Annotated in this window: 20 protein-coding genes; 7 read left to right on the top strand and 13 right to left on the bottom strand. The window is 62.7% G+C overall.

Translation table 11 applies throughout. The features are described from left to right. Positions 1–3: 3 nt before the first annotated feature. From PspTeo4_RS04845 to PspTeo4_RS04870, 6 genes are all read right to left on the bottom strand, one after another. Positions 4–339 carry a TusE/DsrC/DsvC family sulfur relay protein gene (locus PspTeo4_RS04845; RefSeq protein WP_322362605.1) on the bottom strand — a complete coding sequence of 112 codons (336 nt, stop codon included), beginning with the start codon at positions 337–339 and terminating at the stop codon, positions 4–6. Next, on the bottom strand, positions 336–632 hold the full coding sequence (gene tusB, locus PspTeo4_RS04850; RefSeq protein ID WP_322362606.1) for a sulfurtransferase complex subunit TusB: 297 nt from the start codon (positions 630–632) through the stop codon (positions 336–338). The genes PspTeo4_RS04845 and tusB overlap by 4 nt, the downstream gene beginning before the upstream one ends. Continuing rightward, positions 632–991 carry a sulfurtransferase complex subunit TusC gene (gene tusC, locus PspTeo4_RS04855; RefSeq protein WP_322362607.1) on the bottom strand — a complete coding sequence of 120 codons (360 nt, stop codon included), beginning with the start codon at positions 989–991 and terminating at the stop codon, positions 632–634. Before tusC ends, tusB begins: the two co-directional genes overlap by 1 nt. Position 992: 1 nt before the next feature. Then, entirely contained in the window at positions 993–1,385 is a 393-nt protein-coding gene (tusD, locus tag PspTeo4_RS04860) for a sulfurtransferase complex subunit TusD (RefSeq protein ID WP_322362608.1), read from the bottom strand. An 83-nt stretch (positions 1,386–1,468) separates the two neighbouring features. Then, entirely contained in the window at positions 1,469–1,717 is a 249-nt protein-coding gene (locus PspTeo4_RS04865; RefSeq protein ID WP_322362609.1) for a hypothetical protein, read from the bottom strand. Beyond that, on the bottom strand, positions 1,707–2,492 hold the full coding sequence (locus tag PspTeo4_RS04870; RefSeq protein ID WP_322362610.1) for a VacJ family lipoprotein: 786 nt from the start codon (positions 2,490–2,492) through the stop codon (positions 1,707–1,709). The genes PspTeo4_RS04865 and PspTeo4_RS04870 overlap by 11 nt, the downstream gene beginning before the upstream one ends. 167 nt (positions 2,493–2,659) lie before the next feature. On the opposite strand from PspTeo4_RS04870, the gene PspTeo4_RS04875 reads away from it, so the two are divergent. After that, positions 2,660–3,367, top strand: coding sequence for a response regulator (locus tag PspTeo4_RS04875; RefSeq protein ID WP_322362611.1), 708 nt, complete (start codon positions 2,660–2,662; stop codon positions 3,365–3,367). Beyond that, on the top strand, positions 3,364–4,719 hold the full coding sequence (locus PspTeo4_RS04880) for an ATP-binding protein (RefSeq protein ID WP_322362612.1): 1,356 nt from the start codon (positions 3,364–3,366) through the stop codon (positions 4,717–4,719). Before PspTeo4_RS04875 ends, PspTeo4_RS04880 begins: the two co-directional genes overlap by 4 nt. Here PspTeo4_RS04880 and PspTeo4_RS04885 read toward each other — a convergent pair whose 3' ends face one another. Next, a complete protein-coding gene (locus PspTeo4_RS04885; protein ID WP_322362613.1) occupies positions 4,720–5,184 on the bottom strand; it encodes a DUF1348 family protein in 465 nt (154 codons plus the stop codon). Between the two features lie 166 nt (positions 5,185–5,350). On the opposite strand from PspTeo4_RS04885, the gene PspTeo4_RS04890 reads away from it, so the two are divergent. After that, the gene (locus tag PspTeo4_RS04890; protein WP_322362614.1) at positions 5,351–5,824 is read left to right on the top strand and encodes a sn-glycerol-3-phosphate transporter; all 474 of its coding nucleotides are present in this window, start codon (positions 5,351–5,353) and stop codon (positions 5,822–5,824) included. Between the two features lie 21 nt (positions 5,825–5,845). On the opposite strand, the gene PspTeo4_RS04895 is transcribed toward PspTeo4_RS04890, so the two are convergent. Both PspTeo4_RS04895 and dkgB read right to left on the bottom strand, forming a co-directional pair. Then, positions 5,846–7,027: an MFS transporter gene (locus PspTeo4_RS04895; RefSeq protein WP_322362615.1), complete on the bottom strand. Its 1,182-nt coding sequence runs from the start codon at positions 7,025–7,027 to the stop codon at positions 5,846–5,848. Positions 7,028–7,239: 212 nt separating this feature from the next. After that, positions 7,240–8,043, bottom strand: a complete 804-nt coding sequence (gene dkgB, locus PspTeo4_RS04900; protein WP_322362616.1) for a 2,5-didehydrogluconate reductase DkgB — start codon at positions 8,041–8,043, stop codon at positions 7,240–7,242. A 196-nt stretch (positions 8,044–8,239) separates the two neighbouring features. Between dkgB and PspTeo4_RS04905 the strand changes: the two genes are divergently transcribed. Beyond that, the gene (locus PspTeo4_RS04905) at positions 8,240–12,214 is read left to right on the top strand and encodes a leucine-rich repeat domain-containing protein (RefSeq protein ID WP_322362617.1); all 3,975 of its coding nucleotides are present in this window, start codon (positions 8,240–8,242) and stop codon (positions 12,212–12,214) included. Positions 12,215–12,310: 96 nt separating this feature from the next. On the opposite strand, the gene PspTeo4_RS04910 is transcribed toward PspTeo4_RS04905, so the two are convergent. Together PspTeo4_RS04910 and PspTeo4_RS04915 are read right to left on the bottom strand one after the other, a co-directional pair. Then, the gene (locus tag PspTeo4_RS04910) at positions 12,311–12,805 is read right to left on the bottom strand and encodes a DUF934 domain-containing protein (protein WP_322362618.1); all 495 of its coding nucleotides are present in this window, start codon (positions 12,803–12,805) and stop codon (positions 12,311–12,313) included. Further along, a complete protein-coding gene (locus PspTeo4_RS04915) occupies positions 12,789–14,441 on the bottom strand; it encodes a nitrite/sulfite reductase (RefSeq protein ID WP_322362619.1) in 1,653 nt (550 codons plus the stop codon). Before PspTeo4_RS04915 ends, PspTeo4_RS04910 begins: the two co-directional genes overlap by 17 nt. Positions 14,442–14,656: 215 nt before the next feature. Here PspTeo4_RS04915 and PspTeo4_RS04920 point away from each other — a divergent pair, with 215 nt between their 5' ends. Beyond that, the gene (locus PspTeo4_RS04920; RefSeq protein ID WP_322362620.1) at positions 14,657–15,733 is read left to right on the top strand and encodes an ABC transporter substrate-binding protein; all 1,077 of its coding nucleotides are present in this window, start codon (positions 14,657–14,659) and stop codon (positions 15,731–15,733) included. A 267-nt stretch (positions 15,734–16,000) separates the two neighbouring features. Here the strand turns inward: PspTeo4_RS04920 and PspTeo4_RS04925 are convergent, their stop codons facing one another. Both PspTeo4_RS04925 and metH read right to left on the bottom strand, forming a co-directional pair. Continuing rightward, positions 16,001–16,219, bottom strand: coding sequence for a DUF2970 domain-containing protein (locus PspTeo4_RS04925; RefSeq protein ID WP_322362621.1), 219 nt, complete (start codon positions 16,217–16,219; stop codon positions 16,001–16,003). A gap of 171 nt (positions 16,220–16,390) precedes the next feature. After that, positions 16,391–20,098 carry a methionine synthase gene (metH, locus tag PspTeo4_RS04930; RefSeq protein ID WP_322362622.1) on the bottom strand — a complete coding sequence of 1,236 codons (3,708 nt, stop codon included), beginning with the start codon at positions 20,096–20,098 and terminating at the stop codon, positions 16,391–16,393. Between the two features lie 167 nt (positions 20,099–20,265). Between metH and PspTeo4_RS04935 the strand changes: the two genes are divergently transcribed. Together PspTeo4_RS04935 and PspTeo4_RS04940 are read left to right on the top strand one after the other, a co-directional pair. Continuing rightward, entirely contained in the window at positions 20,266–22,575 is a 2,310-nt protein-coding gene (locus PspTeo4_RS04935) for a fatty acid cis/trans isomerase (protein WP_322362623.1), read from the top strand. 154 nt (positions 22,576–22,729) lie between these two features. Beyond that, entirely contained in the window at positions 22,730–23,764 is a 1,035-nt protein-coding gene (locus PspTeo4_RS04940; RefSeq protein WP_322362624.1) for an acyltransferase, read from the top strand. The last annotated feature ends 23 nt before the right edge of the window (positions 23,765–23,787 follow it).

Genomic DNA, 23,787 nt, shown 5'->3' on the forward strand with positions numbered 1-23,787 from the left:
CGGTCATATGCAGTTGGTCGGCTTGGGCAGTCCCGCCAGCTTGGCGGCGAGTTTGGCGGGGGTGCCATTGAACAGGCGGTTGAGGTGCGGGCTGTTGCCTTTCTCTGGGCCCAGCTTGAGCGCGGTGTACTTGATGAGCGGGCGAGTGGCCGGGGACAGCTGGTATTCCTGGTAGAACTGGCGCAGCAGATCGAGGATTTCCCAGTGATCCGCAGTCAGCGGGATGCCCTCGCGGCTGGCGAGGGCTTCGGCGACGGGGTGAGACCAGTCTTGCAGGTCGACCAGGAAGCCGTCTTTGTCCAGGGCGATGTCACGATCGCCGACATTCAGGGTACTCATAGCCAGCTGTTGACCTTGTCGTATTGCAGCGAAAGTGCGACGAAGGCTGGGTAGTCGATGGCCTTGGCCAGTGCCCCGTCGAGGGCGCGTGCCTGAAGGTCCTCATCGAGGGCGAACAGGCGCGTGTCGAGGTCAGCGGCCTGCAGCGCGGCATAGGGTTCGCTGCCTGGGCGCAGGGCATACACCGCATCGCCGCACAGCAGCACGGCATCCTCGGCACCCAGCAGGCGCAGGCAGCTGCTCAGGCGGTCATCGCCAAAGGGCGAGTGGGCAATTACATGCAGGGTCGTCATCACAGGGTTACCACCAGGTCGAAACGGGCGATCAGTGCAGCGAGGGCCTGGTCGTCCAGCACCTGCACCGGCAGCTCCAGCGCGTCGCTGCCAAGGCCGCGTCGGCTTAGGCTGTGGCCGCAGGCGAACAGTTCGTCGACGCCGAACATCGGCAAGGCCTGGAGGTTGGCGGCGAGGTTTTTCTGCTGCACGGCGGCAGGTTGCTGGCCTGGGGCAAGCTGGAAAACGCCGTCATCGAGGAACAGCATGGCGAGGGGCAGGTCAAACGCGCCTCCGGCCAGGGCAATGTCCAGTGCTTCGCGGGCCGACGGGCCGTTCCACGGCGCCTGGCGGCTGATGATCAACATGGATTTGGCCATTTCAATCACCCCCGAAGCAGATCAGGCGGTCGGCAACTTGCGCCGCCTCGTGCAACTGGCCGAGGCCGGACAATTCCCAAGGCTTGGGCAGGTTGACCGCCGCGCGCTGGTAACGGTTGGCTTCGGCTTCGTCGAGCACGCCGCGACGCAGGGCGGCGGCGATGCACACTACCGCGTCGAGCTGGTGTTGCTCGACGAAGGCGCGCCATTGGCTGGCCACGTCCAGTTCATCCTGGGGCGCTACGATGTTGGCCGAGGCGCTGTGCACGCCGTCCTGATAGAAAAACAGCCGGGCAATTTCATGCCCGCCCGCCAGCACCGACTCGGCGAAGCGCAGGGCCCGGCGCGATGAGGGCGCGTGGGCCGGGGAAAACACCGCAATTGCGAATTTCATGGGCAACTCGTGTAAAGGAATGCCGCCATGATAATGCAAAACAGCCCGCACCTGTGGGGGCGGGCGTTACCGTGCGTACGAGGTTACTGGCTTCCCCAGGCCGCGCCTTCCTTGGCCATCCACTTCAGCAACGCCGAGATGGGGACGCTGCGATGGACCTCGCGGTAATGCGGTTGGCCGTTGCCGCTGTGCTGTTCGCGATAGCGGCTGACGATCAGGTGCTGGCCATCCTCGGATACCTTGGCTTCAAGTTCATGCAGCAAAACAGACTGCGGGGCAGCACTTTCCAGGCGCCGGAACAGCAGCATCGAGGCCTGCGCTTCACTGTTCATCGTCTTGCTCCAGGCATTGGTTGGTCCAGGCAACCGGTTTGCCGGCTTTGCCTTCTTCGACATAGTGGGCGCGAACCATCGCGGTGTAGTCACGCACCGCGCGGTAATAATCAGGCGCCTCCTGCAGCACGTCGGTTATCGGGAGTGCCTGCGCTCGGCCGGCCACCGCGCCGCCGGTCATGGCCACGGTGTTCAGGGTGTCGACGGTGTCGCTGTTGTCGCCGAACGGGTCGACGGCAAGGCTCAGCACACGGCCGGTAGCATCGCGCAGGTTGTGCGAGCCAAGCAGGGGCAGCTCGACGATTGGCCCGGCACCGATGCTCCAGACGCCAAAGGTCTGGCCGAAGTCGGCGCTATGGCGCTCAAGCCCCATCTTGCCGGACACATCGACCAGGCCGGCCAGGCCGAAGGTGGTATTGAAGATGAACCGCGACAGGGTGGTCATCGAGCGATGCACGTTGCCTTGCAGCAGGTCGTTGACGAAGACTTTCGGCTCGCCGAAGTTGGCCACGAAGTTGTGCAGGCCGTGTTGTGCAAACTCCGGCAGGGTGGTGTAGCCGCGGGCAATCGGGGCTGCCACGTAGTCATCGACGCTGCGGTTGAAGGCAAATACCGCGCGGTTGGCTGGCTCGGCAGGGTCGCTTACCAGGTGGCGGGAGTCGCTGCACGCGGCGCTTGCCGAAGCCGTGCGCTGGCTGCAGCCCCCCGCCGTGAGCAGTAGCAGGGCCAGCAGTGCGTTACGGGCTGAGGCCGATAGGAAAACAGAAGCAGACATGAATGCATTCCTGACTAGAACTGGCGCAGATGCTGCGGGCGTTTCTTTGCCTGGACATGTCTGCTTTATCTCAAGCCTGACGCTTTGTTTCCGGTTTGAAATATATGACGACAACCGCTCGGATGGTCTTAAATAGGCCATCCTGTCTTTTCCCGCGGTGCCCTTGTGTGAGCCATTTGCTGATTGTCGACGATGATGTCGAGGTGCTTGATCTGCTGCAGAAGTTCCTTCGCCAGCATGGCTATGAAGTGGACGTGGCCAGCGATGGAGAGGGCTTGTGGCGGGCCCTGGAGCGGCGGGTACCTGACCTGGTCATCCTCGATGTGATGCTGCCCGGCGACAGTGGCCTGGTGCTGTGCCAGCGTCTGCTCGCCGAACACAAGGTGGCGGTGATCATGCTGACGGCCATGGGCGAGTTGAGTGATCGCGTCGTGGGGCTGGAGTTGGGCGCTGATGACTACCTGACCAAGCCGTTCGCGGCTCGCGAGTTGTTGGCCAGGGTGAGGGCGGTACTGCGCCGTGCCGGTGAAGCGCCGGTACCCGCAGGCAACCCGCGTACCGTATTGGAGTTCTCGGGCTGGCAGCTGGATGTGGTAAGGCGCGAGTTGCGCTCACCTCAGCAGGTGATGATTCCGCTGTCCAACGGGGAGTTCGAATTGCTGCTGGTGTTCGCCGAGCACCCAAGGCGTGTGCTCAGTCGCCAGCAACTGCTCGACCTGGCGCGTGGCGAGACGCATGAAGCGTATGACCGCAGCGTGGATGTGCAGGTCAGCCGTCTGCGTCGCAAACTGGAAACCGACGGTGAGGCCGAACCGCTGATTCGGACATTGCGCAATGTCGGCTATCTGTTCACGCCAACTGTGGTGAAGCGATGAACCCACGGCCCCGGGGTCGTCAAAAAGGCTGGCGCCCCCGAATCACCATCACCCGCTGGATTGCCCTGACCACGCTGGCGGCGATGCTGACGTTGCTGGGGCTAAGGGGTGTGTTCAGTCTTGTGCTGGAGAACTGGGCGCAGCCTCCCTTGCAACAAAGCGGCATTCTCGAGCGTCTGGCCATCGTCACTCGCATGCTCGATGCGGCGCCTGTCGAGCAGCGTGCGGTGCTGGCGCAGGCGGCCAACGACGGTTCATACGATGTGCAATGGCTGCGTACTTTCGATCAGGCGGGTCTCCCGCCGTTGAACAACACCGAACTCAACAAAAGCGGGGCTATTCTGCGTGGCCTGTTGGGGCGGCCAGATGCCGCCATGAAAGCGTATGGGCCGGAGGACTTGCCGGACAATTCAGCCGTGCAGGGCTATGCGTTGATGGTCCAGCTGTCCGACCGTTCCTGGGTGCTGTTCCACACCACGTCACGCAACTGGGGCCTGGACGAACTGCCACGCTACCTGATCATTCTGGTGCTGATGCTGTCATCCAGCGTTGTCGTGGCGCTGTTGGCCGGTCGCTACCTGGCCAACCCACTGGAGCGCTTCGCCGAGGGGGCGCGGCGGTTCGGCAAGGATTTCAATGCACCACCGATTCCGGTGGTCGGCCCCCATGACCTGCGTCAGGCGATTCTTGCGTTCAACGCTACCCAAGCCCAGCTCAAGCATTTTCTCAACGACCGCACGCAGATGCTGGCGGCCATCTCCCACGACCTGCGTGCCCCCCTGACGCGGATGCGCCTGCGCGGTGAGTTCATCGAGGATGCCGAACTGCAAGCCAAGCTGTTCAAGGATGTGGACGAGATGGAGGCGATGGTCAACGCCGCACTGGAGTTCTTCCGGGACGAAGCGCGGTTCGAGCAGACCACGGCGTTTGACTTGGGCGAGCTGCTGCAGACGGTGGTGGACGACTTCAAGGATGCCGGTGTTGAGGTGGCCTTCGACGGCCCGCGTCGCTGCGTTTATGTCGGCCGGCCGGTGGCGCTCAAACGGGTGCTGGTCAACCTCATCGACAATGCCGCGAAGTATGGGCGGGAGCCAGCGCTGCAGCTACGGGCGGGTTCTGATGAGCTTGAGATTTGCGTGCTCGACCGTGGGCCGGGTATTGCGCCGGAGTTGCACGAGCAGGTTTTTGCGCCGTTCTTTCGCATCGAGGGCTCGCGCAACAAGCATACCGGTGGTGTGGGGCTTGGGCTGTCGACGGTGCGTGCGATCGTACTGGAGCAAGGTGGCAGCGTGACGTTGGCCAACCGCCCGGAGGGCGGGCTGCAGGTCAATGTCACGCTGCCTGTCGGCTGATCAGAGCCCCAGGTCGCTCAGGCCTGGGTGGTCGTCCGGGCGTCGGCCTAGCGGCCAGCGGAATTTACGGTCGGCTTCGGCGATGGGCAGCTCGTTGATGCTGGCATGACGATTACGCATCAACCCGTCTTCGGCAAATTCCCAATTCTCGTTGCCGTAGGCGCGGAACCACTGGCCGCTGTCATCGCGGTATTCGTAGGCGTAGCGCACGGCGATGCGGTTGTCGGTGAACGCCCACAGCTCCTTGATCAGTCGGTACTCCAGTTCACGGTTCCATTTGCGGGTCAGGAAAGCCTGGGCCTGCTCACGGTTGCTGGCGAACTCGACGCGGTTGCGCCAGTGGGTGTCCAAGGTATAGGCAAGCGCGACCTTTGCCGCATCGCGGCTGTTCCAGCCGTCCTCGGCGAGACGGACTTTTTCGACGGCCGAGGCGTGGGTGAACGGGGGCAGTGGCGGGCGGGACATCGTGGTACTCCTCAGGTGACGGTGCGTGATGGAGGCTACTATTGCCCGCCGTGCAGGAGAATCCGCATGCACAGCACTTCATAGTTGCAGTTGCCGAAATAGTCCTGCGCTGGCGTTTTGCCCAACCGCAGCTAGTGTCACAGGTTTGTGCACCGAGGCTTCCACCATGATCAGGACGACAATGGCAGGCATAGGGTTGCTTGCGGTGAGCCTGGCAGCGCCGGCAATGGCTGGCGAGCGCGAGGGCGATTACTGGTATGTGCAGACCAGCGCCTACACCAAGCACTGGACCCACGACCCTGACCATAACAACCATCAGCAGCTGGTCGGCATCGAGCGTATCTACACCGATGGCCTGCTGTGGGGGGCGGCGACCTTCAAGAACTCGTTCTATCAGCGCTCGTACTACGCGTATCTGGGCAAGGTCTGGGAGCATGAGCGCTACCCGGTGTATGTCAAGCTCAGTGCCGGGTTGATCGAGGGGTACAAAGGTGAGTACGACGACAAGATCCCGCTTAACCACCTGGGCGTGGCCCCGGTGATCATTCCTGCTTTCGGCGCCCATTGGGGGCCGGTGGGGGCGGAGTTCGTCGTACTGGGCGCGGCGGCGGGGATGATCAACGTGGGGCTGCGCTTTTGACGCAGCCCCGCACGGGCTTGTTTATGCGGCGTCGCTCAAGGTTGTGTCGCCTGCCTTGCTGCGCTGGCCGAGCCAGACCAGCAGCAGCCCAGCGCCCGCCAGCAAGCCACCGGCCATGGGCACTGCGGCATAGCCCATGTCCAGGCTGATCACCGCGCCGCCCAATGCCGCACCCACGGCGTTACCGAGGTTGAACGCACCTACGTTGATGGACGATGCCAGCCCCGGGGCCTCGCTGGCGGCGATCATTACCCGCATTTGCAGCGGCGGGACCACGGCGAAGGTGAATACGCCCCAGACCAGCAGGGCGACGGCGGCACCGATATGGCTGGCGAGTACCAGCGGCATCAGCAGCATGATCACTGCCAGCACGCCCAGGAAGATCTTCGCCGCGCCGTCCAGCGACCAGTCGGCCAAGCGCCCGCCGAGGCTGTTGCCAAGGGTGAACCCGACACCGATCAGCACCAGCGCGAGGGTGACGAAAGCGTGTGAGGCACCGGTCAACTCGGAAAGTACCGGGGCAACGTAGGTGTACAGGGTGAACATGGCACCTGCGCCCAGTACCGTAGTGGCCATCGCCAGCAGCACGCTGGGCCGGGCAATGACCGCCAGCTCCTTGCGCACGTGGGGTACGCTGCCACGTTCGCCTTTGGGCAAGGCATACCACAGGGTCGCCATGGCCAGCAGGCCGAGCACGGCGGTGCCAGCGAAGGCCATGCGCCAACCGACCTGTTGGCCCACCCAGGTGGCAGCAGGCACGCCACCGATGTTGGCGATGGTCAGGCCCATGAACATGGTGGCCACCGCGCTGGCCTGTTTGTCCTTGGGCACGACGCTGGCTGCCACCACTGCACCCAGGCCGAAGAAGGCGCCATGGTTGAGGCTGGTGACCAGACGCGAGGCCAGCAAGGTGTAGTAGTCCGGCGACAGTGCCGACAGCAGGTTGCCCAAGGTGAAGATGGCCATCAGCGCCATCAACGCGGCGCGTTTGCCGAAGCGGCTGAAAAGCAGGGTCATGATCGGCGCGCCGACCATCACGCCGATGGCATAAGCGGTAATCAGCATGCCCGCGCTGGGGATGCTGACGTTCACGCCTTCGGCGATCACGGGCAGCAGGCCCATGGGGGTGAACTCGGTGGTGCCGATGCCGAATGCGCCGATGGCGAGGGCGAATAGCACCCGTTTGGGAGAAAGCGTGCTCATCAGGAGCTCCGGTTTGAGTATGTGTGAGGCATGAAACTATCGCTGGCTGGCCAGTTTCCACTGTCCATGTGGAAACAACGGCCTTGTGTTGCCTGTGCCGGCCCCATCGCCGGCAAGCCGGCTCCCACATGGACCGCGAGGTTCTCAAAACCATTGCAGTACCTGTAGCCGGCTTGCCGGCGATGAGGCCAGTGCTGACCGAGAGTGGGCACTCAGTCCCAAGCTGGCGCCAGGCCGTCCGGGCTGACTTCACGGCCGTTGCGCTCGAGCGTGGCGATGCGAGCCATGTCTTCGTCGTCCAGGCGAAGGCTGCGCGCCAGCAGGTTGCTCGCCAGGTTTTCACGCTTGGTGGAAGACGGAATCACCGCATACCCCAACTGCATGGCCCAGGCCAGTGCGACCTGCGCCACGGTGGCCTTGTGCTTGGCGGCGATCTCGGTCAGCACCGGGTCTTTCAGAACTTTGCCGTAGGCCAGCGTCATGTAGGAGGTGACGGTGATGCCTTGTTCCTTGAGGAATGCGACCAGCTTGCTGTTCTGCAGGTACGGGCTGAGTTCGATCTGGTTGGTGGCGATTTCGCCTTTTCCGACCACCTCGATTGCTTGTCGGGTCAGCTCGATGTTGAAGTTGGAGACGCCGATCTGACGCGTCAGGCCCAGCTTCCTGGCTTCAGCCAGAGCGGTCATGTATTCGTTCAACTCCACACCGTTGCCAGGTGCCGGCCAGTGAATCAGTAGCAGGTCGACATGGTCGGTGCGCAGTTTGCTCAGGCTCTCGCGCAGGCTGGGGATCAGCTTGTCGGCGGCATAGTTGTCGACCCAGATCTTGGTGGTGATGAACAGCTCATTACGCGGCACGCCGCTTTCGGCGATGGCCTGGCCGACGTCGGCTTCGTTCTTGTAGATCTGTGCGGTGTCGATCACGCGGTAGCCCAGCTCCAGGGCGGACTTGACCGAGTCGATGACGGCTTGGCCGGTCAGGCGGAAGGTGCCGAGGCCGAAGGATGGAATGCTCATGGATCTGCTCCTTGACGAAAAGGTAACGATGGTTCGAGTGATGGGCAGTGTGCGGGTTTCACTGCAAATGATTAAGCGTAGGCGGGGCCAAGGACTTTTGACCTGTGGTCAACAATGATGGGGCATGACATAAGTAGCGCGCCTGCCATTGGGCAGGGTGGTTAGCTGGCGGCTTCATTCTCAGGAGCCGTGTGCCATGACCACTGAATCGTCCTGTTTTCGGGATGTCGACACCCTGATCGCCAGCCAGTTGCCCGAGTGGCTGACCAAAGCCTCGCTGGACCAGCTGAGCTTGTTACGTATCAGCTTGCTGCAACAGCAGCACAGCCAGCATCAGCTGGCCACGCTGTTCGCGAAGGTGACGCCGCTGGATGCGTTTGCCGAGTCGTTGCTGACCAAGGCATTGAGCAAGAAGCATCTGCCAATCATGGACGTGCGCCAGGCGAAGGTGCGACGCACCACGGTGTTTACCCCGGCGCCGGTGGGCACCGGGGCGTTGGGCAAGGTCGTGACGGAAGTCTCCGAGTCCAGTCTGCTGGCTGCTGCGTTGCACAATTTCGCCAGTGTCGAGCAAATACCCACGGGAGCCGTGGTGACCACTTCGCTTGTCGACGCCCAAGACGCGCCACTGGCCTTGAGCGCTGAATCATTTACCCGGTTGTGTCGCGACGAGGATGTGGGCGGCCAGTACCAGGTTCACCTTGAGTCGATCTTCCATACATCGCAGGCGTCGTCAGTGTTGGAGCAGAGCGCTCGGCACAAACTGGAAACAACCTTGCGGCTGGCGGCGCTCAGGGGTGAAGTTGATGAGCAGACGTATTTCCAATGCCTGCCGATGGTCGCCAGCAAACCGCATGTGCTCTCGAGCAATGCCCGTCTGGTGCCATTCGACCTTCGTGTGTTGGGTAAGCGAGTGCGGGGTGCCGTGGCATTCGAAGTCCGCCAGCTGCGCAAGCACAATCCGGCACTGGAGGGGGTGATCTTGTGGGTGCCGGATGATGCGCATGGGCCGTTGCGGCGATACGCCAACTGGGACGCACTGTGGAAGGCGTTGGGGCGACGCTTCCAGGCAGCGGGGTATGCCGCGTTCTTCCAGCGTTTTATCAGTGAGCGTGACCGCATGGCGTTCAGCCAGGCGTTGGGGCCTTTGTTGCAGACACAGGCCAGCAATTTGCCAATTTCGCTCAATGGCCATATGCATGCCATCGAGCTGCCGCTGTACCAGCACATGCGAACTGTTCGCGTCGACACCCTGCTGGACGATGCCCGTGTATTGGCGGTTCCTACTGCACAGGTCAAGCAGGACGAGCGTGAGAAGCGGCTGAGTGACTACGCCGATGCCGGCTTGAACCTGCTGGGCTTGGCCAGCTTGTTCGTGCCAGTGCTGGGTTTGCCGTTGCTTGGCATCGCGGCTGCACAGATCGCCGACGGCGTGTATGAAGGTTTTGCCGACTGGACGCTGGGGGATCGCGCGGGTGCTCTGAAGCACTTGCTGGGCGTTGCGGAAAACCTCGCGGCGGGAGTTGCGCTGGTTGCCATTGGCCAAGTGGCCGGCCGTTTGATCGAGCGCTCGTCCTATGTTGAGCGCCTGGTGCCGGTGCTCAATGGGCAGGACCAACTGCGGCTGATCGATGCAGCTTTGCCCGGTTACGCCGTGGCTGATCGGCAACTGTCGATCGGTGAGCGCACTGAAGTAGAGGGAAAAAGCTACTTGCGCACACATCAGGCAACCTACCAAGTGGTCGATGATCCACAAGGCAGAGTGCGTATCCAGCACCCGAGCAGGCCAGGCGCATACTCGCCGTGGCTCGACAGCAACGGTGAGGGCGGCTGGCGGCACGATCTGGAAGCGCCGCAGCATTGGCAAGGTCCGGGCCTGCTGATACAGCGTCTGGCCAGTGACTGGGCGAGTGTCGACGAGCAGACCGCTGAACAGGTGATGCACATCACCGGGTTCGACGAAGACCGGCTGCGCCGCCTGCTCCTGGAGCACGCACCGGCGCCGGCCCGTTTGCGCGATGCGCTGCAGCGCTATCAAGCACATGCGCAGTACCCTGAGTTGCGCGGCGAGTTCTTCGAGCAATACATCGCTGGGCTTGAGGATGTGCCGACACCGGCTGCGCAACGATTACGTCGCGATTTCCCCGGGCTGACGGCGCGCGGTGCACAGGAAATCGTCGAACACGGGGGCGCCGAAGCGCTCCACAACCTGCTGGTCAGCGGACGGGTGCCGCAGGCGTTGGCCGAACAGACGCGCTGGATGCTGCGCGATAGCCGTCTGGACCGTGCCTGCGCCGGCTTCTTCCAAGAGGTGGCGATCAGCGTCGACACCGAACGACTGGCTGTGGGATTGACCGGCGAATGGTCGGCCTGGCCAGGTGAGCAACGGATCGAGCTGCGTATTGGCGACACGGCAGGCGAACTGGTTGCCCGCTCGGGCGCAGTAGATGCAACGGACATTGGCTATATCATTCGCCAGGGACACCGCTACCAGGCGCTGGATGCAGCGGGCCGTGAGCTTGTTGGCGCAGATCAACATGACAGCCTGTTCCAGGCTCTTTGGCTGCACCTGAGTGCCGCACAGAAGCAAGCGCTCGGCGATGCGGCCGTTTCGGCTGAGCAACTTCGCCAGGCCTTGGCGTTGCGGGCAGCAGGGCAACGGGAAGTTGCCGCTCAACAGCTTGGCATGGCCCCGATCGAATCGGGCATGCGGCCACCGGTGCGTTTGGGCGACGGTCGACTGGGTTACCCGCTCAGCGGTGGAGACCCCGTCGCCCCCCTGCGAGGGCCGGTGTTGACGACCCTGGATCCGCAGGCTCGCCAATCGGTGCGTGCCGGTCTGCAGCAACTGTTTCCTCATCGTCGGGCGGTGGACATTTTTTGGTTGTCCACGCTATTGGCGCAACGGCCAGGGCGTACCCTGTGGGTTGCCTTCAGTGAGCTGGCGGGGCAGGTACGGCGGCTGGACCAAGCCCTGAGGGTGTGGCAAGGCCCGGTCGACGGGTCGGTGTACGCCAACCGCCGGCGCGCCGCACAACTGATTCTTGAAGCCTGGCAACCGCCGTACTATGGGCCCGGCGGTGTTGGTTCGCTGGTCATTCACAACATCGCCATGGACCACTGGCCCAGCTTGCCGGCAGATGTGGGCTTCGGCCACCTTCATCGCCTGTGTCTGACCAATGCCGGGTTCTCGGAGCTGGACCAGGCTTTCTTCAACCTGTTTCCCAACTTGCAGACGCTCCAGTTAAGCGCAAACAGGCTGACCCGACTGCCTTCGTTGGCCGGTTTCAGTGAACTGCGCAGCCTGGATGTGCAACGCAACCGGCTGACAACCCTGGAAGGTCTGGAACACCTGACGGGGCTGACCCAGCTGGTCGCCAATGACAACGCGTTGGTCTCCTTGCCCGACCTGGGCAGGCTCTCCCGATTGACACGCCTGGACTTGCAGAGAAACCAGCTGGAGACGGTCGAGGGTGTGCAGCACCTGACGTTGATGACTCAACTGGACCTCAGTGACAACCGACTGGCAGCCCTGCCAGAGCACATCCACTGGCTGGTGAGGGTCCGGTACGTCAATCTGAGTGCCAATCGCCTGGCTGCATTGCCCACCGGCATCGGCCGCATGACGGCGTTGACCCAGCTGAACCTGGCGGATAACCGCTTGAGCGATTTGCCAGTGACGTTCGGTGATCTGGTCAACCTGAGGATCCTCAATCTGCGGGGCAACCGGCTGACGGCCATTCCCTCCGGGCTCGAACGGCTTCGCGCGTTGCAGGAGCTGTACCTGGCCAACAACCAGGTGGTGATGGACAGCGCAGCGGGGGCGCGTCTGGAGGTGTTGAGTGCGTTGCGCACCCTGACCCTCAACGGCAACCCGATTGGCACGCTGCCATCGCTGCGCAACCTTGACCAGTTGCAGCGATTGTCACTGCGCGGTACGGGTCTGACGGAGTTTCCGCTGGCGTTCCTGGACAGCCACCCAGGCCTGTTCGTGGACCTTGCCGAGAACCTGATCGTCGAGTTGAGCGAGCGGGCATTGCTGTGGATTCGTCAACATCCGACTCGGATCGTTCTCGACGGTAACCCGCTCGATGAAGCGATTCTGGCGCGCTGGCGAGCGGCGGTGGAACGTATAGATACCCTCAGCCGACAGGGGCGCAGCGTCGATTGAGGTGCCGTTGGGAAGGGGGTGGCGCCATGGGTTTGTCTATGGCGTAAACGCAACGGCCCGCCATGAAGGCGGGCCGTTGCGACAAGCAGTGACGAATCAGCGGCGGCGGAACAGCGGCAGCGGCTCGTCGGTGGCGGCCTGGTAGGTCACCGAGAAGTCCTTCAGGCTTTGCAGCGCATCTTCCGGGTCCTTGTCGGCGCGGATGGCAAAGGCATCGAAACCGCAGCGGGCCATGAAGAACAGCTGGTCGCGCAGTACGTCGCCGATGGCGCGCAGCTCACCCTTGAACTTGTAGCGGTCACGCAGCAGGCGCGCATTGGAGTAGTTGCGCCCGTCGGTGAAGGCGGGGAAGTTCAGGGCGATGACCTGGAAGTGCTCGACGTCGTCGCCGATTTCTTCGGCTTGTTCGTCACTGTCCAGCCACACGCCCAGGCCGCCGTCGCGGGCCTTGAGCACGTGGGCATGGTCGCGCCACAGTTGCAGCGGGACGATGTAGTCGTCGCAGTTGGTCAGCTCGTCGAGGGTCGTTTCCTTGGGCAGCAAGTGCCAGGTTTCGTCGACGAGTTGGTTGTTCTTAATGATTCGCTGCATAGACGCGTTCCTTGAAGGGGTCGATGCCGATACGCTGGTAAGTGTCGATGAAGCGCTCTTCCTCGGTACGCTGTTCCACGTACACGGCGATCAGCTTCTCGATCACATCGGCCATGTCTTCCTGGGCGAAGGACGGGCCGAGGATCTTGCCCAGGCTCGCGTCACGTGCGGCGTTGCCGCCCAGCGACACCTGGTAGAACTCTTCGCCCTTCTTGTCCACCCCGAGAATGCCGATGTGGCCGACGTGGTGGTGGCCGCAGGCGTTCATGCAGCCGGAGATGTTCAGGTCGATTTCACCGATGTCGAACAGGTAGTCCAGGTCGTCGAAACGGCGCTGGATGGATTCGGCAATCGGGATCGACTTGGCGTTGGCCAGCGAGCAGTAGTCACCGCCCGGGCAGCAGATGATGTCGGTCAGCAGGCCGATGTTCGGCGTGGCGAAACCGGCTTCGCGCAGCTCCAGCCACAGGGCGTGCAGCTGTTGCTGCTCGACATCGGCGAGGATGATGTTCTGCTCGTGCGAGGTGCGCAGGAAGCCGAAGCTGTAGCGGTCGGCCAGGTCGGCCACGGCATCGAGCTGCTTGTCGGTCAGGTCGCCTGGGGCAACGCCGGTCGGCTTGAGCGACAGGGTCACGGCCACGTAGCCAGGGCGCTTGTGGGCGCGGGTGTTACGCGAACGCCAACGGGCGAAACCTGGGTGCTCCTGGTCCAGCGCGCTGTAGTCGACATTGTCCAGCGCCTTGTAGGCCGGGTCGACGAAGTGGCGCGACACGCGCTCGACTTCCGCTTCGGTCAGGGTGGTGCTGCCGCCACGCAGGTGGGCCATTTCAGCCTCGACCTTCTCGGCGAACACTTCCGGGGTCAGCGCCTTCACCAGGATCTTGATCCGCGCCTTGTACTTGTTGTCACGGCGACCGTAACGGTTGTACACGCGCAGGATGGCGTCCAGGTAGCTGATCAGGTCCTGCCACGGCAGGAACTCGTTGATGAACGAACCGACTACCGGGGTACGGCCCAGGCCGCCACCAACCAGCACGCGGAAGCCCAGCTCGCCGGCTTCGTTGCGCACCGGCTCCAGGCCGATATCGTGCACTTCGATGGCGGCGCGGTCTTCCTTCGAACCGTTCACGGCGATCTTGAACTTGCGCGGCAGGTAGGCGAATTCCGGGTGGAAGGTGGTCCACTGGCGGACGATTTCGCACCACGGGCGCGGGTCGACGATTTCATCGGCGGCCACACCGGCGAACTGGTCGGTGGTGGTGTTGCGCAGGCAGTTGCCGCTGGTCTGGATCGCGTGCATCTGCACGGTGGCCAGCTCGGCCAGGATCTCTGGAATGTCTTCCAGCGCAGGCCAGTTGTACTGCACGTTCTGCCGGGTGCTGATGTGCGCATAACCCTTGTCGTAGTCACGGGCGATCTTCGCCAGCAAGCGGACCTGGGTCGAGTTCAGCTGGCCGTACGGCACGGCAACGCGCAGCATCGGGGCAAAACGTTGGATATAGAGGCCGTTCTGCAGGCGCAGAGGGCGGAATTCTTCTTCGCTCAGCTCACCGGCCAGGTAGCGGCGGGTCTGATCACGGAACTGCTTGACGCGGTCCTCGATGATCCGCTGATCGTACTCGTCGTATACGTACATAAAAGTCCTGTCTCAGGCTGCATGCAGCTATTCGCGCGCACGGCCGCGCACTCCGGTTCGGAGCCGGGGAACGATATCAGGTTGGGGTTATGCGCTAAAGTGATGTTTTTGCATATGAAAAGAACCAAACGAACTAAGTGAGACTGACTGGCATTTGTTCGCCAGTGCGCGCTACGCGTTTATACTCGCGGCTTTGTTTCAACGGGTGTAACTGCATGCTCAAGGCGCTGTGCCAAAGCGTGTGCCTGAGCCTGCCGCTGGCAGCCAGTGCGCAGGCCGCTTCGGTGGTATTCCTCAACCCCGGCCTGTCCAGCGAGACGTTCTGGACGAGCTACTCGCGTTTCATGCAGGCGGCTGCCGACGACCTCGGCATGACCTTGCGCGTCGAGTACAGCGAGCGCAGTGCCGAAAAGGCGCTGGTCCAGGCGCGGGCGATTCTCAAGGGGCCACAACGGCCGGACTACCTGGTGCTGGTCAACGAGCAGTATGTGGCGCCGGAAATCATCCGGCTGTCACAGGGCAGTGGGGTCAAGCTGTTTCTGGTCAACAACGGGCTGACCGCCAGCCAGGCCCAGAGTATTCGAGCACAACCGGAAAAATACGCGCAGTTGTTGGGTACCCTGACTGCCAACGACGAACAGGCCGGTTACCAGATGCTGCATCAGATGGTCGCTTTGCTGCCGCGGGGTAACGAGCCGATCGACCTGGTAGCCTTTGCCGGCGTCAAGAGCACGCCGGCCTCGCAACTGCGCGAGCAGGGCATGCGCCAGGCGTTGGCCGACTTTCCTCAGGTGCGCTTGCGTCAGGTGGTCTACGGCAACTGGAGTCGCCAGCGCGCCTTCGAGCAGGCCCAGGTGCTGCTGGAGCGTTATCCGAACACCAAGCTGGTGTGGTCGGCCAACGACGAGATGGCCTTCGGCGCCATGCAGGCTTTTGAAGCTGCCGGGCGCAAGCCAGGGCGCGATGTGGTGTTCAGTGCCATCAACAATTCGCCTGAGGCACTGCGGGCACGAATCGATGGGCGTCTCGGCGTGTTGATGGGCGGGCACTTCACCTTGGGCGGCTGGGCCATGGTGATGCTGCACGATGACGCCCACGGGGTGGCGGTGGATCGCGACGGCCTGAGTGAGCATCGCGTGCCGGCGTTGCAGTCGATCGACCAGGACAAGGCCCGCCGATGGCTGAAACTGTTGGATAAGGACGACTACGGAGTTGATTTCCAGCGTTACAGCGCCGAAGGGCGCCCGGCCAGTTTCCAGTACCCGTTTCTTACGTCGCCCGTCGACTATTGAAAAACCCTGCTTGAGGGAAGGGCATTGCTCGTCTTAACTGCTGGTGGTGAAGTGCATTCCCATAACCACTACAAGAGGCAATGCAATGGGAAACTCAACCAAGGTCCGCAAAGCTGACAGCAGTGTCGATGCCTGGGCGATCCTCTGCCTGATCGTCCTGGTGGTGGTCACCGCCGTGTATTGGGTCAGCCACCAGTAGCCTTAGTCTTTAGACCGTGATTCAACCTGAGCCGCCCGTGGAAGGGAATTCCGCGGGCGGATTGCGTTTCAATGGGCGGTGAGGTGCATGGCCAGTTGCACAAGGCCGACCAGCACCAGGATGAACACCAGCGTGAATAGCGTGCCGAGCACGATGAAGTGGCTGGCTTTGCCGTGGGTGAAATCGCGGGCGCGGTTCTTGCCGCTTTGCACGCCGAAGGCGGCGGCCAGGATGCTGTGCAGCATCTGCCAGAAGGTGGGCGGCTTGCCTTGGCTGGAATCGTCCATGGTGGCTCCTGATGAATTCAGAGGCAATCAGGGACAGTGTAGGCAATGGGAGTGAGGTTGGCTGTACTGACCGCTTCGCGGGTAAACCCGCTCCCACAGGTACTGCACAGGCTTTGATAGCGGTGCGATCCCTGTGGGAGCGGGTTTACCCGCGAAGAAATCAACGCAGAATCAGTTGTCGTAACCCAGGTTCGGCGCCAACCAGCGCTCGCTCACGCTCACCTCCTGGCCCTTGCGCACGCTGTAGCTGTCGATCTGGTCCTTGTCCACCTTGCCCACGGCGAAGTACTGCGCCTGCGGGTGGGCGAAGTACCAGCCGCTGACCGCCGCTGCCGGGAACATCGCGAAGTGTTCGGTGAGGAACACACCGCTCGGGCCGGTTTCGCCGATGGCGGTGCCATCGAGCAGGCGGAACAGTGTTTCCTTCTCGGTGTGGTCCGGGCACGCCGGGTAGCCTGGGGCAGGGCGGATACCGCTGTACTGCTCCTTGATCAGCGCTTCGTTGTCCAGGTGCTCGTCTTTGGCGTAACCCCAGTGTTCTTTACGCACCTGCTCGTGCAGCCACTCGGCGCAGGCCTCGGCCAGGCGGTCGGCCAGGGCCTTGACCATGATCGAGCTGTAGTCGTCGCCCTTGTCCTGGTAAGCCTTGGCGACTTCCTCGGCACCGATGCCGGCAGTGGTGATGAAGCCGCCGACGTAGTCGGTGACGCCGCTGTTCTTCGGCGCGACGAAGTCGGCCAGGGAGAAGTTTGGCTTGCCGTCGGGCTTGATGGTCTGCTGGCGCAGGTGGTGCAGGGTGGCCAGCGGCTGGCCGTCTTCGCCATACACTTCGATGTCGTCATCGGCCACCTGGTTGGCCGGCCAGAAGCCGAGCACGGCGCGGGCGCTGATCAGCTTCTCGTCGATCAGCTTGTCGAGCATCTGGCGGGCATCCTGGTACAGCGCGGTGGCGGCTTCGCCCACCACTTCGTCGGTGAGGATGCGCGGGAACTTGCCTGCCAGGTCCCAGGAGATGAAGAACGGCGTCCAGTCGATGTACTCGGCCAGGGTGCGCAGGTCGATGTTGTCGAGCACTTTGACGCCGGTGAAGGAGGGCACCGCTGGCTGGTAGCCGGCCCAGTCGTACTTCGGCTTGGCCGCCACCGCCTGGGTGTAGCTCAAGCGCTCGGTGCGAGCGCTGCGGTTGGCGGTGCGCTCACGCACTTCCACATATTCCTGGCGGGTTTTCTCGACGAAACCTGGTTTCAGTTCCTTGGACAGCAGCTGAGTGGCCACGCCCACGGCGCGGGAGGCGTCGGTCACGTAGACCACTGCGTCGTTGCTGTACTTGGGCTCGATCTTCACCGCGGTGTGCGCCTTGGAGGTGGTGGCGCCACCGATCATCAGCGGCAGGTGGAAGTCCTGGCGCTGCATTTCGCGTGCGACGTGAACCATTTCGTCCAGCGACGGGGTGATCAGGCCGGACAGGCCGATGATGTCGCACTTCTGCTCGCGGGCGGTCTGCAGGATTTTCTCCGCCGGCACCATCACGCCGAGGTCGACGATGTCGTAGCCGTTACAGCCCAGTACCACACCGACGATGTTCTTGCCGATGTCGTGCACGTCGCCCTTGACCGTGGCCATGAGGATCTTGCCCTTGGCTTCGGGCTTGTCGCCTTTCTCGGCTTCGATGAACGGAATCAGGTGCGCCACGGCCTGCTTCATCACGCGGGCGGACTTGACCACCTGGGGCAGGAACATCTTGCCGGCGCCGAACAGGTCGCCGACCACGTTCATGCCGTTCATCAATGGGCCTTCGATGACCTCGATCGGGCGCGCGCATTGCTGGCGGCACTCTTCGGTGTCTTCGACGATGAAGGCAGTGATGCCCTTGACCAGTGCGTGCTCCAGGCGCTTTTCCACCGGCAGCGAGCGCCACTCTTCGTTTTCCACTTCCTTGGCCGCGCCGCCGCCCTTGTAGTCATCGGCAATGGCCAGCAGCGCGTCGGTGCCGTGCGGGGTGCGGTTGAGCACCACGTCCTCGACTTTTTCACGCAGGGCAGCCGGGATCTCGTCGTAGATTTCCAGCTGGCCAGCGTTGACGATACCCATGGTCAGGCCATTCTGGATGGCGTGGTACAGGAACACCGAGTGGATCGCTTCGCGCACCGGGTTGTTGCCGCGGAACGAGAACGACACGTTGGACACCCCGCCGCTCGACAGGGCGTAGGGCAGGTGATCGCGGATATAGGCACAGGCCTCGATGAAGTCGACGGCGTAGTTGTTGTGCTCTTCGATGCCGGTGGCGACTGCGAAAATGTTCGGGTCGAAGATGATGTCTTCCGGCGGGAAGCCCACTTCGTTGACCAGGATGTCATAGCTACGCTGGCAGATTTCCTTCTTGCGTGCGGCGGTATCGGCCTGGCCGACTTCGTCGAAGGCCATCACCACCACGGCGGCGCCATAACGCTTGCACAGGCGGGCGTGGTGCTTGAACTGCTCGACGCCTTCCTTCATGGAGATCGAGTTGACGATGCCCTTGCCCTGGATGCACTTGAGGCCTGCTTCGATCACTTCCCACTTGGAGGAGTCGATCATGATCGGCACGCGGGAGATGTCCGGCTCGCCAGCGATCAGGTTAAGGAAGCGGACCATGGCGGCCTGGGAATCGAGCATCCCTTCGTCCATGTTGATGTCGATCACCTGGGCGCCGGCTTCGACCTGCTGCAGGGCGACCTCCAGCGCTTCGGTGTAGTTCTCTTCACGGATCAGGCGGGCGAACTTGGCGGAACCGGTGATGTTGGTGCGCTCGCCGACGTTGACGAACAGCGACTGACGATCGATGGTGAACGGCTCCAGGCCCGAGAGGCGGCAGGCCTTCGGGATGTCGGGGATCACCCGTGGCTTGTACTTGGCCACGGCCTCGGCGATGGCCTGGATGTGCGGCGGGGTGGTGCCGCAGCAACCGCCGATGATGTTGAGGAAGCCGCTGGCCGCGAACTCCTCGACCACGGCAGCCATTTCCGCCGGGGTTTCGTCGTATTCACCGAAGGCATTGGGCAGGCCGGCGTTGGGGTGCGCCGAAACATGGGTGTCGGCCTTGGTCGCCAGCTCTTCGAGGTACGGGCGCAGGTCCTTGGCACCCAGGGCGCAGTTCAGGCCTACCGAAATCGGCTTGGCGTGGCGCACCGAGTTCCAGAACGCTTCGGTGGTTTGCCCGGACAAGGTACGGCCGGAGGCGTCGGTGATGGTGCCGGAAATCATGATCGGCAGTTCGAGGCCGTCTTCTTCGAACACCTGCTGCACGGCGAAGATCGCCGCCTTGGCGTTGAGGGTGTCGAAGATGGTTTCGATCAGCAGCAGGTCGGCGCCGCCCTCGATCAGGCCACGGGTAGCCTCGATGTAGTTTTCTACCAGTTCGTCGAAGGTGACGTTGCGGTAGCCGGGGTCGTTGACGTCCGGGGAGATCGAGCAGGTGCGGCTGGTCGGGCCGAGCACGCCCGCGACGAAGCGTGGCTTGTCCGGGGTTTCCAGGGTCTTGGCGTCGGCCACCTGGCGAGCGATGCGTGCGCCTTCGACGTTCAGTTCGTACACCAGCGACTCCATGCCGTAGTCGGCCTGGGAGATCTGCGTGGCGTTGAAGGTGTTGGTTTCGAGAATGTCGGCGCCGGCGTCCAGGTAGGCCTTCTCGATGGCAGCGATGACATCGGGGCGGCTCAGCAGCAGCAGATCGTTGTTGCCTTTGACGTCGCTTGGCCAATCGGCGAAACGCGTGCCACGATAGTCGTGTTCCTCGAGGCGGTAACTTTGGATCATAGTACCCATGCCACCGTCGAGGATCAGGATGCGCTCTTTGAGTGCGTTCTGGAGTGCTTGGAGACGAGCGCTGCGGTCGGACATAGGAACTACCTGGTCGGGCAAAAATCAGAAGGTGCCGAATCATAACAAAGCTGCGCGGTTTTTAGGCGCACTGCCCATTTGCATGAATTCCGTTCATGTTGGGCCGACGAGCATCCAAGGACGACCAGGCAATCGTGATGGCTTTATGTAACCAGGACTTTCCGCACATGGTGCATCGTTGTTTTCTTGCCTTGGCTGGCGCTTTCGCCCTGCTCGCCAGTGGCGTGACGTTCGGGCAGGCCCCCCAATCGAGTCCCGCCATTTCCTACACCCGGGACATCCAACCGATCTTCACCGAGAAGTGCGTGGCCTGCCACGCCTGTAACGACGCTGCCTGCCAGCTCAAGCTGGAAAGCCCCGAAGGGGCGGTGCGTGGTGCAACCAAGGTGCCGGTGTACCAGGGCGACCGGAGCAAGGCGGTGCCCACCACGAGGCTGTTCTACGATGCCCACAGCGAGGCCGAGTGGCGCAAGAAGGGCTTCTATTCGGTGCTCGACAACCAGGGCAGCCAGGCTGCACTGATGGCGCGCATGCTCGAACTCGGGCACAAGACGCCGCTCACGCCCAATGCCAAGCTGCCCGAAGAGATCGTCCTGGGGCTCAACCGCAACAACATGTGCCCGCTGCCCCATGAGTTCGACGCCTATGCCGGCGCCCACCCCAAGGAAGGCATGCCGCTGGCTGTCACCGGGCTGACCGACCAGCAATACAACACCCTGCGCAGCTGGCTGTCGGCCGGGGCGCCGGTAGAGTATCAGCCGATTCAGCCCAGCCCGGTCGAGGCCAGGCAGATTGCAGACTGGGAAGAGCTGCTGAACCGTCCGGGCTCTACCGAGGCGCTGGTGGGGCGTTGGCTGTACGAGCACTTGTTCCTGGCGCACATCTATTTTGTTGGTGGTGAACAAGGTCACTTCTTCCAATGGGTGCGCTCGCGCACGCCGAGCGGCCAGCCGGTCGACCTGATCGCCACCCGCCGTCCCAACGACCCGCCGGGCACCGACTTCTACTACCGCCTGGTGCCGGTGCAGGGCGTGATCGTGCACAAGACCCACATCACGTACCCCATGGGCCCGCAAAAGCTCAAGCGGGTCAAGCAGCTGTTCTACGCTGGCGACTGGCATGCCACCGCGCTGCCAGGTTACGGCCCGCGTCACCGGGCCAACCCGTTCGAGACCTTCGAGGCCATTCCGGCAGTGGCGCGCTACCAGTTCATGCTGGATAACGCCGAGTACTTCGTGCGCACCTTCATCCGTGGCCCGGTATGCCGTGGGCAGATCGCCACCGACGTGATCCGCGACAACTTCTGGGCGCTGTTCCAGGAACCGGCCCACGACCGTTACATCACCGATGCCAAGTACCGCAGCGAAGCCACGCCGTTGTTGGCGATGCCTGGGCAGATCGACGACGTGGGCAGCGTGCTCACCCTGTGGCACGCCTACCGCGACAAGCGCAACGAGTATGAAAAACTGCGCCGCGAGGCCTATGCCGAGATGCCGCCCCCCAGCTGGTCGACCCTGTGGGCGGGTAATGACAATGCCTTGCTGACCATCTTCCGTCACTTCGACAGTGCATCGGTGACCAAGGGCTTGATCGGCGATGTGCCGCTGACCACCTGGCTGTTCGACTACCCGCTGTTCGAGCGCACCTATTACCAGTTGGCGGTCAACTTCGATGTGTTCGGCAACGTCTCGCACCAGTTGCAGACGCGCTTGTACTTCGACCTGATCCGTAACGGCGCCGAGGTCAACTTCCTGCGCCTGATGCCGGCGGAGCAGCGTGGCAAGGTGCTCAGCAACTGGTACCAGAACAGCGGCAAGGTGAAGATGTGGATGGACTACGAGGACATCGACACCGACACCCCGAGTGGGCTGAAGCTCGACGAACGCAACCCGACGCGCGACTTTGGCCTGAAACTGTTGCAGCGCACCGGCAGCCTCAACGCGGCCCCCGACCCGATCAACCGCTGCACGGGCGCTTATTGCTCGCGGCCAGAGATGAACGCCGAGTTCCAGCGCGTCGAACAGTCGCTTAGCCGTCTGGTGTCGCGCCCTGCGGCGGGGTTGAAGGTCATCAACCAGCTGCCCGAGGCGACCATGCTGCGCATCGAAGGGCAGGACGGTCAGCGCCAGGTCTACAGCCTGTTGCGCAACCGGGCGCACAGCAACGTGGCTTTCCTGCTGGGCGAGGCCTACCGCTACCAGCCGGGGCTGGACACCCTGACCTTGTACCCGGGCGTGCTCAGCAGCTACCCGAACTTCATCTTCAACATTCCGGCGTCGAACGTGCCGGAGTTCGTCGAGGACATGGAAGCGGCGCGTGACGACCCGGCCAAGTTCGAGCGCATCGTCATGCGCTGGGGCGTGCGTCGCAGTCACCCGCAGTTCTGGTTCTACTTCCATGACCTGAACACCTTCATCAAGCAGACTCAACCGATGGAGGCGGGCGTGCTGGACATGAACCGCTACGAGAACCTCTGATCGGTTGAACTGACCTTTCAGGGAACACTGCGGTCGGATCGATCGGGTGGCCAGGGGCTGCGTTGCAGCCCCATCGCCGGCAAGCCGGCTCCTACAGGCGTTGTGGGATGCAACTTGTCGCGGCCTCAATGCACCGGCTGATCGCAGGTAATTCATGCTGTATTCGCTTCAAGCACTGCGGGCGTTCGCCGCCTGGGTGGTGGTCTGCCACCACTTCATGCAAATCTTCTTCGACTTTCACGCCAGCGGCCCTGTCGGCCGCCTGCTCAGCGAGCGAGGCGCGGTTGGAGTCGACATTTTCTTTGTCATCAGCGGCCTGGTGATCTACCTCTCGACCCGCGACAAAGCCATCGACCCGCGGCAGTTCCTGCTCAACAGGGTGCTGCGCATCGTCCCTGCCTACTGGTTCTACACCGCGCTGATGGCCATGCTGCTGCTCGTTGCCAGCCGCTGGATGCCCCATCAGGTGTTCCAGTGGCAGCACCTGCTGTTGTCGCTGTTGTTCATCCCGGCCGAAAACCCGGGTGGCTACGGGCTGTACCCAACCTTGAACGTCGGCTGGACACTGAATTTCGAGATGTTCTTCTACGTGTTGTTCGGCCTGGCGTTTATAGCCCGCCAGCGTCATCACTTACTGATGGTGACTGCCGCGCTGCTGTTGGTGAGCGAGCTTCTGGGGCGGTTGGGTGTGGTCAGCCGTTTCTACAGCAACGACATCATCTACGAGTTTCTGCTCGGTATCGGTGTGGGCGTGCTGTACCGTCGCGGGTTGATCCGCGAAGGGTTGTGGCTGCCGATGGCGGTGCTGGCGGCGGCTGGGTACGCGCTGTTTCACCTGGACGCTTCCCAGCGCCTGCTGCACTGGGGGCTGCCGAGTGCATTGGTGGTGCTGGCGTTCATTTCGCTTGAGCCTTACTTCAAAGGCAATCGACTGCTCAAGATGCTGGGTGACTGTTCCTACTCGGTGTACTTGATACATGTTCTGGTGCTTTACGGCGGCTGGTTCGTCAGCCAGCGGCTGAAGGTGAACCCTTACCTGGTCTTTGCCTTCTGCGTGCCGTCCATTGGACTAATGTCTTGGTTCAGCTACCAGTGGCTCGAACGCGGGCTGTATCGGCGGATGCAAGCCTGGCTGGCGGCGCCACGGGAGCAAAGCCAGGCATATGCGCTTTCCCGAGTCAATTACTAGGACTTTGTTCAAAGGCCAGGTTG

Source organism: Pseudomonas sp. Teo4, from assembly GCF_034387475.1.
Taxonomy (GTDB): Bacteria; Pseudomonadota; Gammaproteobacteria; order Pseudomonadales; family Pseudomonadaceae; genus Aquipseudomonas.

Coding starts and splice junctions, on each gene's coding strand:
- PspTeo4_RS04845 (WP_322362605.1), bottom strand. CDS start 339: ATGAGTACCCTGAATGTCGGCGATCGTGACATCGCCCTGGACAAAGAC.
- tusB (WP_322362606.1), bottom strand. CDS start 632: ATGACGACCCTGCATGTAATTGCCCACTCGCCCTTTGGCGATGACCGC.
- tusC (WP_322362607.1), bottom strand. CDS start 991: ATGGCCAAATCCATGTTGATCATCAGCCGCCAGGCGCCGTGGAACGGC.
- tusD (WP_322362608.1), bottom strand. CDS start 1,385: ATGAAATTCGCAATTGCGGTGTTTTCCCCGGCCCACGCGCCCTCATCG.
- PspTeo4_RS04865 (WP_322362609.1), bottom strand. CDS start 1,717: ATGAACAGTGAAGCGCAGGCCTCGATGCTGCTGTTCCGGCGCCTGGAA.
- PspTeo4_RS04870 (WP_322362610.1), bottom strand. CDS start 2,492: ATGTCTGCTTCTGTTTTCCTATCGGCCTCAGCCCGTAACGCACTGCTG.
- PspTeo4_RS04880 (WP_322362612.1), top strand. CDS start 3,364: ATGAACCCACGGCCCCGGGGTCGTCAAAAAGGCTGGCGCCCCCGAATC.
- PspTeo4_RS04885 (WP_322362613.1), bottom strand. CDS start 5,184: ATGTCCCGCCCGCCACTGCCCCCGTTCACCCACGCCTCGGCCGTCGAA.
- PspTeo4_RS04890 (WP_322362614.1), top strand. CDS start 5,351: ATGATCAGGACGACAATGGCAGGCATAGGGTTGCTTGCGGTGAGCCTG.
- PspTeo4_RS04895 (WP_322362615.1), bottom strand. CDS start 7,027: ATGAGCACGCTTTCTCCCAAACGGGTGCTATTCGCCCTCGCCATCGGC.
- dkgB (WP_322362616.1), bottom strand. CDS start 8,043: ATGAGCATTCCATCCTTCGGCCTCGGCACCTTCCGCCTGACCGGCCAA.
- PspTeo4_RS04905 (WP_322362617.1), top strand. CDS start 8,240: ATGACCACTGAATCGTCCTGTTTTCGGGATGTCGACACCCTGATCGCC.
- PspTeo4_RS04910 (WP_322362618.1), bottom strand. CDS start 12,805: ATGCAGCGAATCATTAAGAACAACCAACTCGTCGACGAAACCTGGCAC.
- PspTeo4_RS04915 (WP_322362619.1), bottom strand. CDS start 14,441: ATGTACGTATACGACGAGTACGATCAGCGGATCATCGAGGACCGCGTC.
- PspTeo4_RS04920 (WP_322362620.1), top strand. CDS start 14,657: ATGCTCAAGGCGCTGTGCCAAAGCGTGTGCCTGAGCCTGCCGCTGGCA.
- PspTeo4_RS04925 (WP_322362621.1), bottom strand. CDS start 16,219: ATGGACGATTCCAGCCAAGGCAAGCCGCCCACCTTCTGGCAGATGCTG.
- metH (WP_322362622.1), bottom strand. CDS start 20,098: ATGTCCGACCGCAGCGCTCGTCTCCAAGCACTCCAGAACGCACTCAAA.
- PspTeo4_RS04935 (WP_322362623.1), top strand. CDS start 20,266: ATGGTGCATCGTTGTTTTCTTGCCTTGGCTGGCGCTTTCGCCCTGCTC.
- PspTeo4_RS04940 (WP_322362624.1), top strand. CDS start 22,730: ATGCTGTATTCGCTTCAAGCACTGCGGGCGTTCGCCGCCTGGGTGGTG.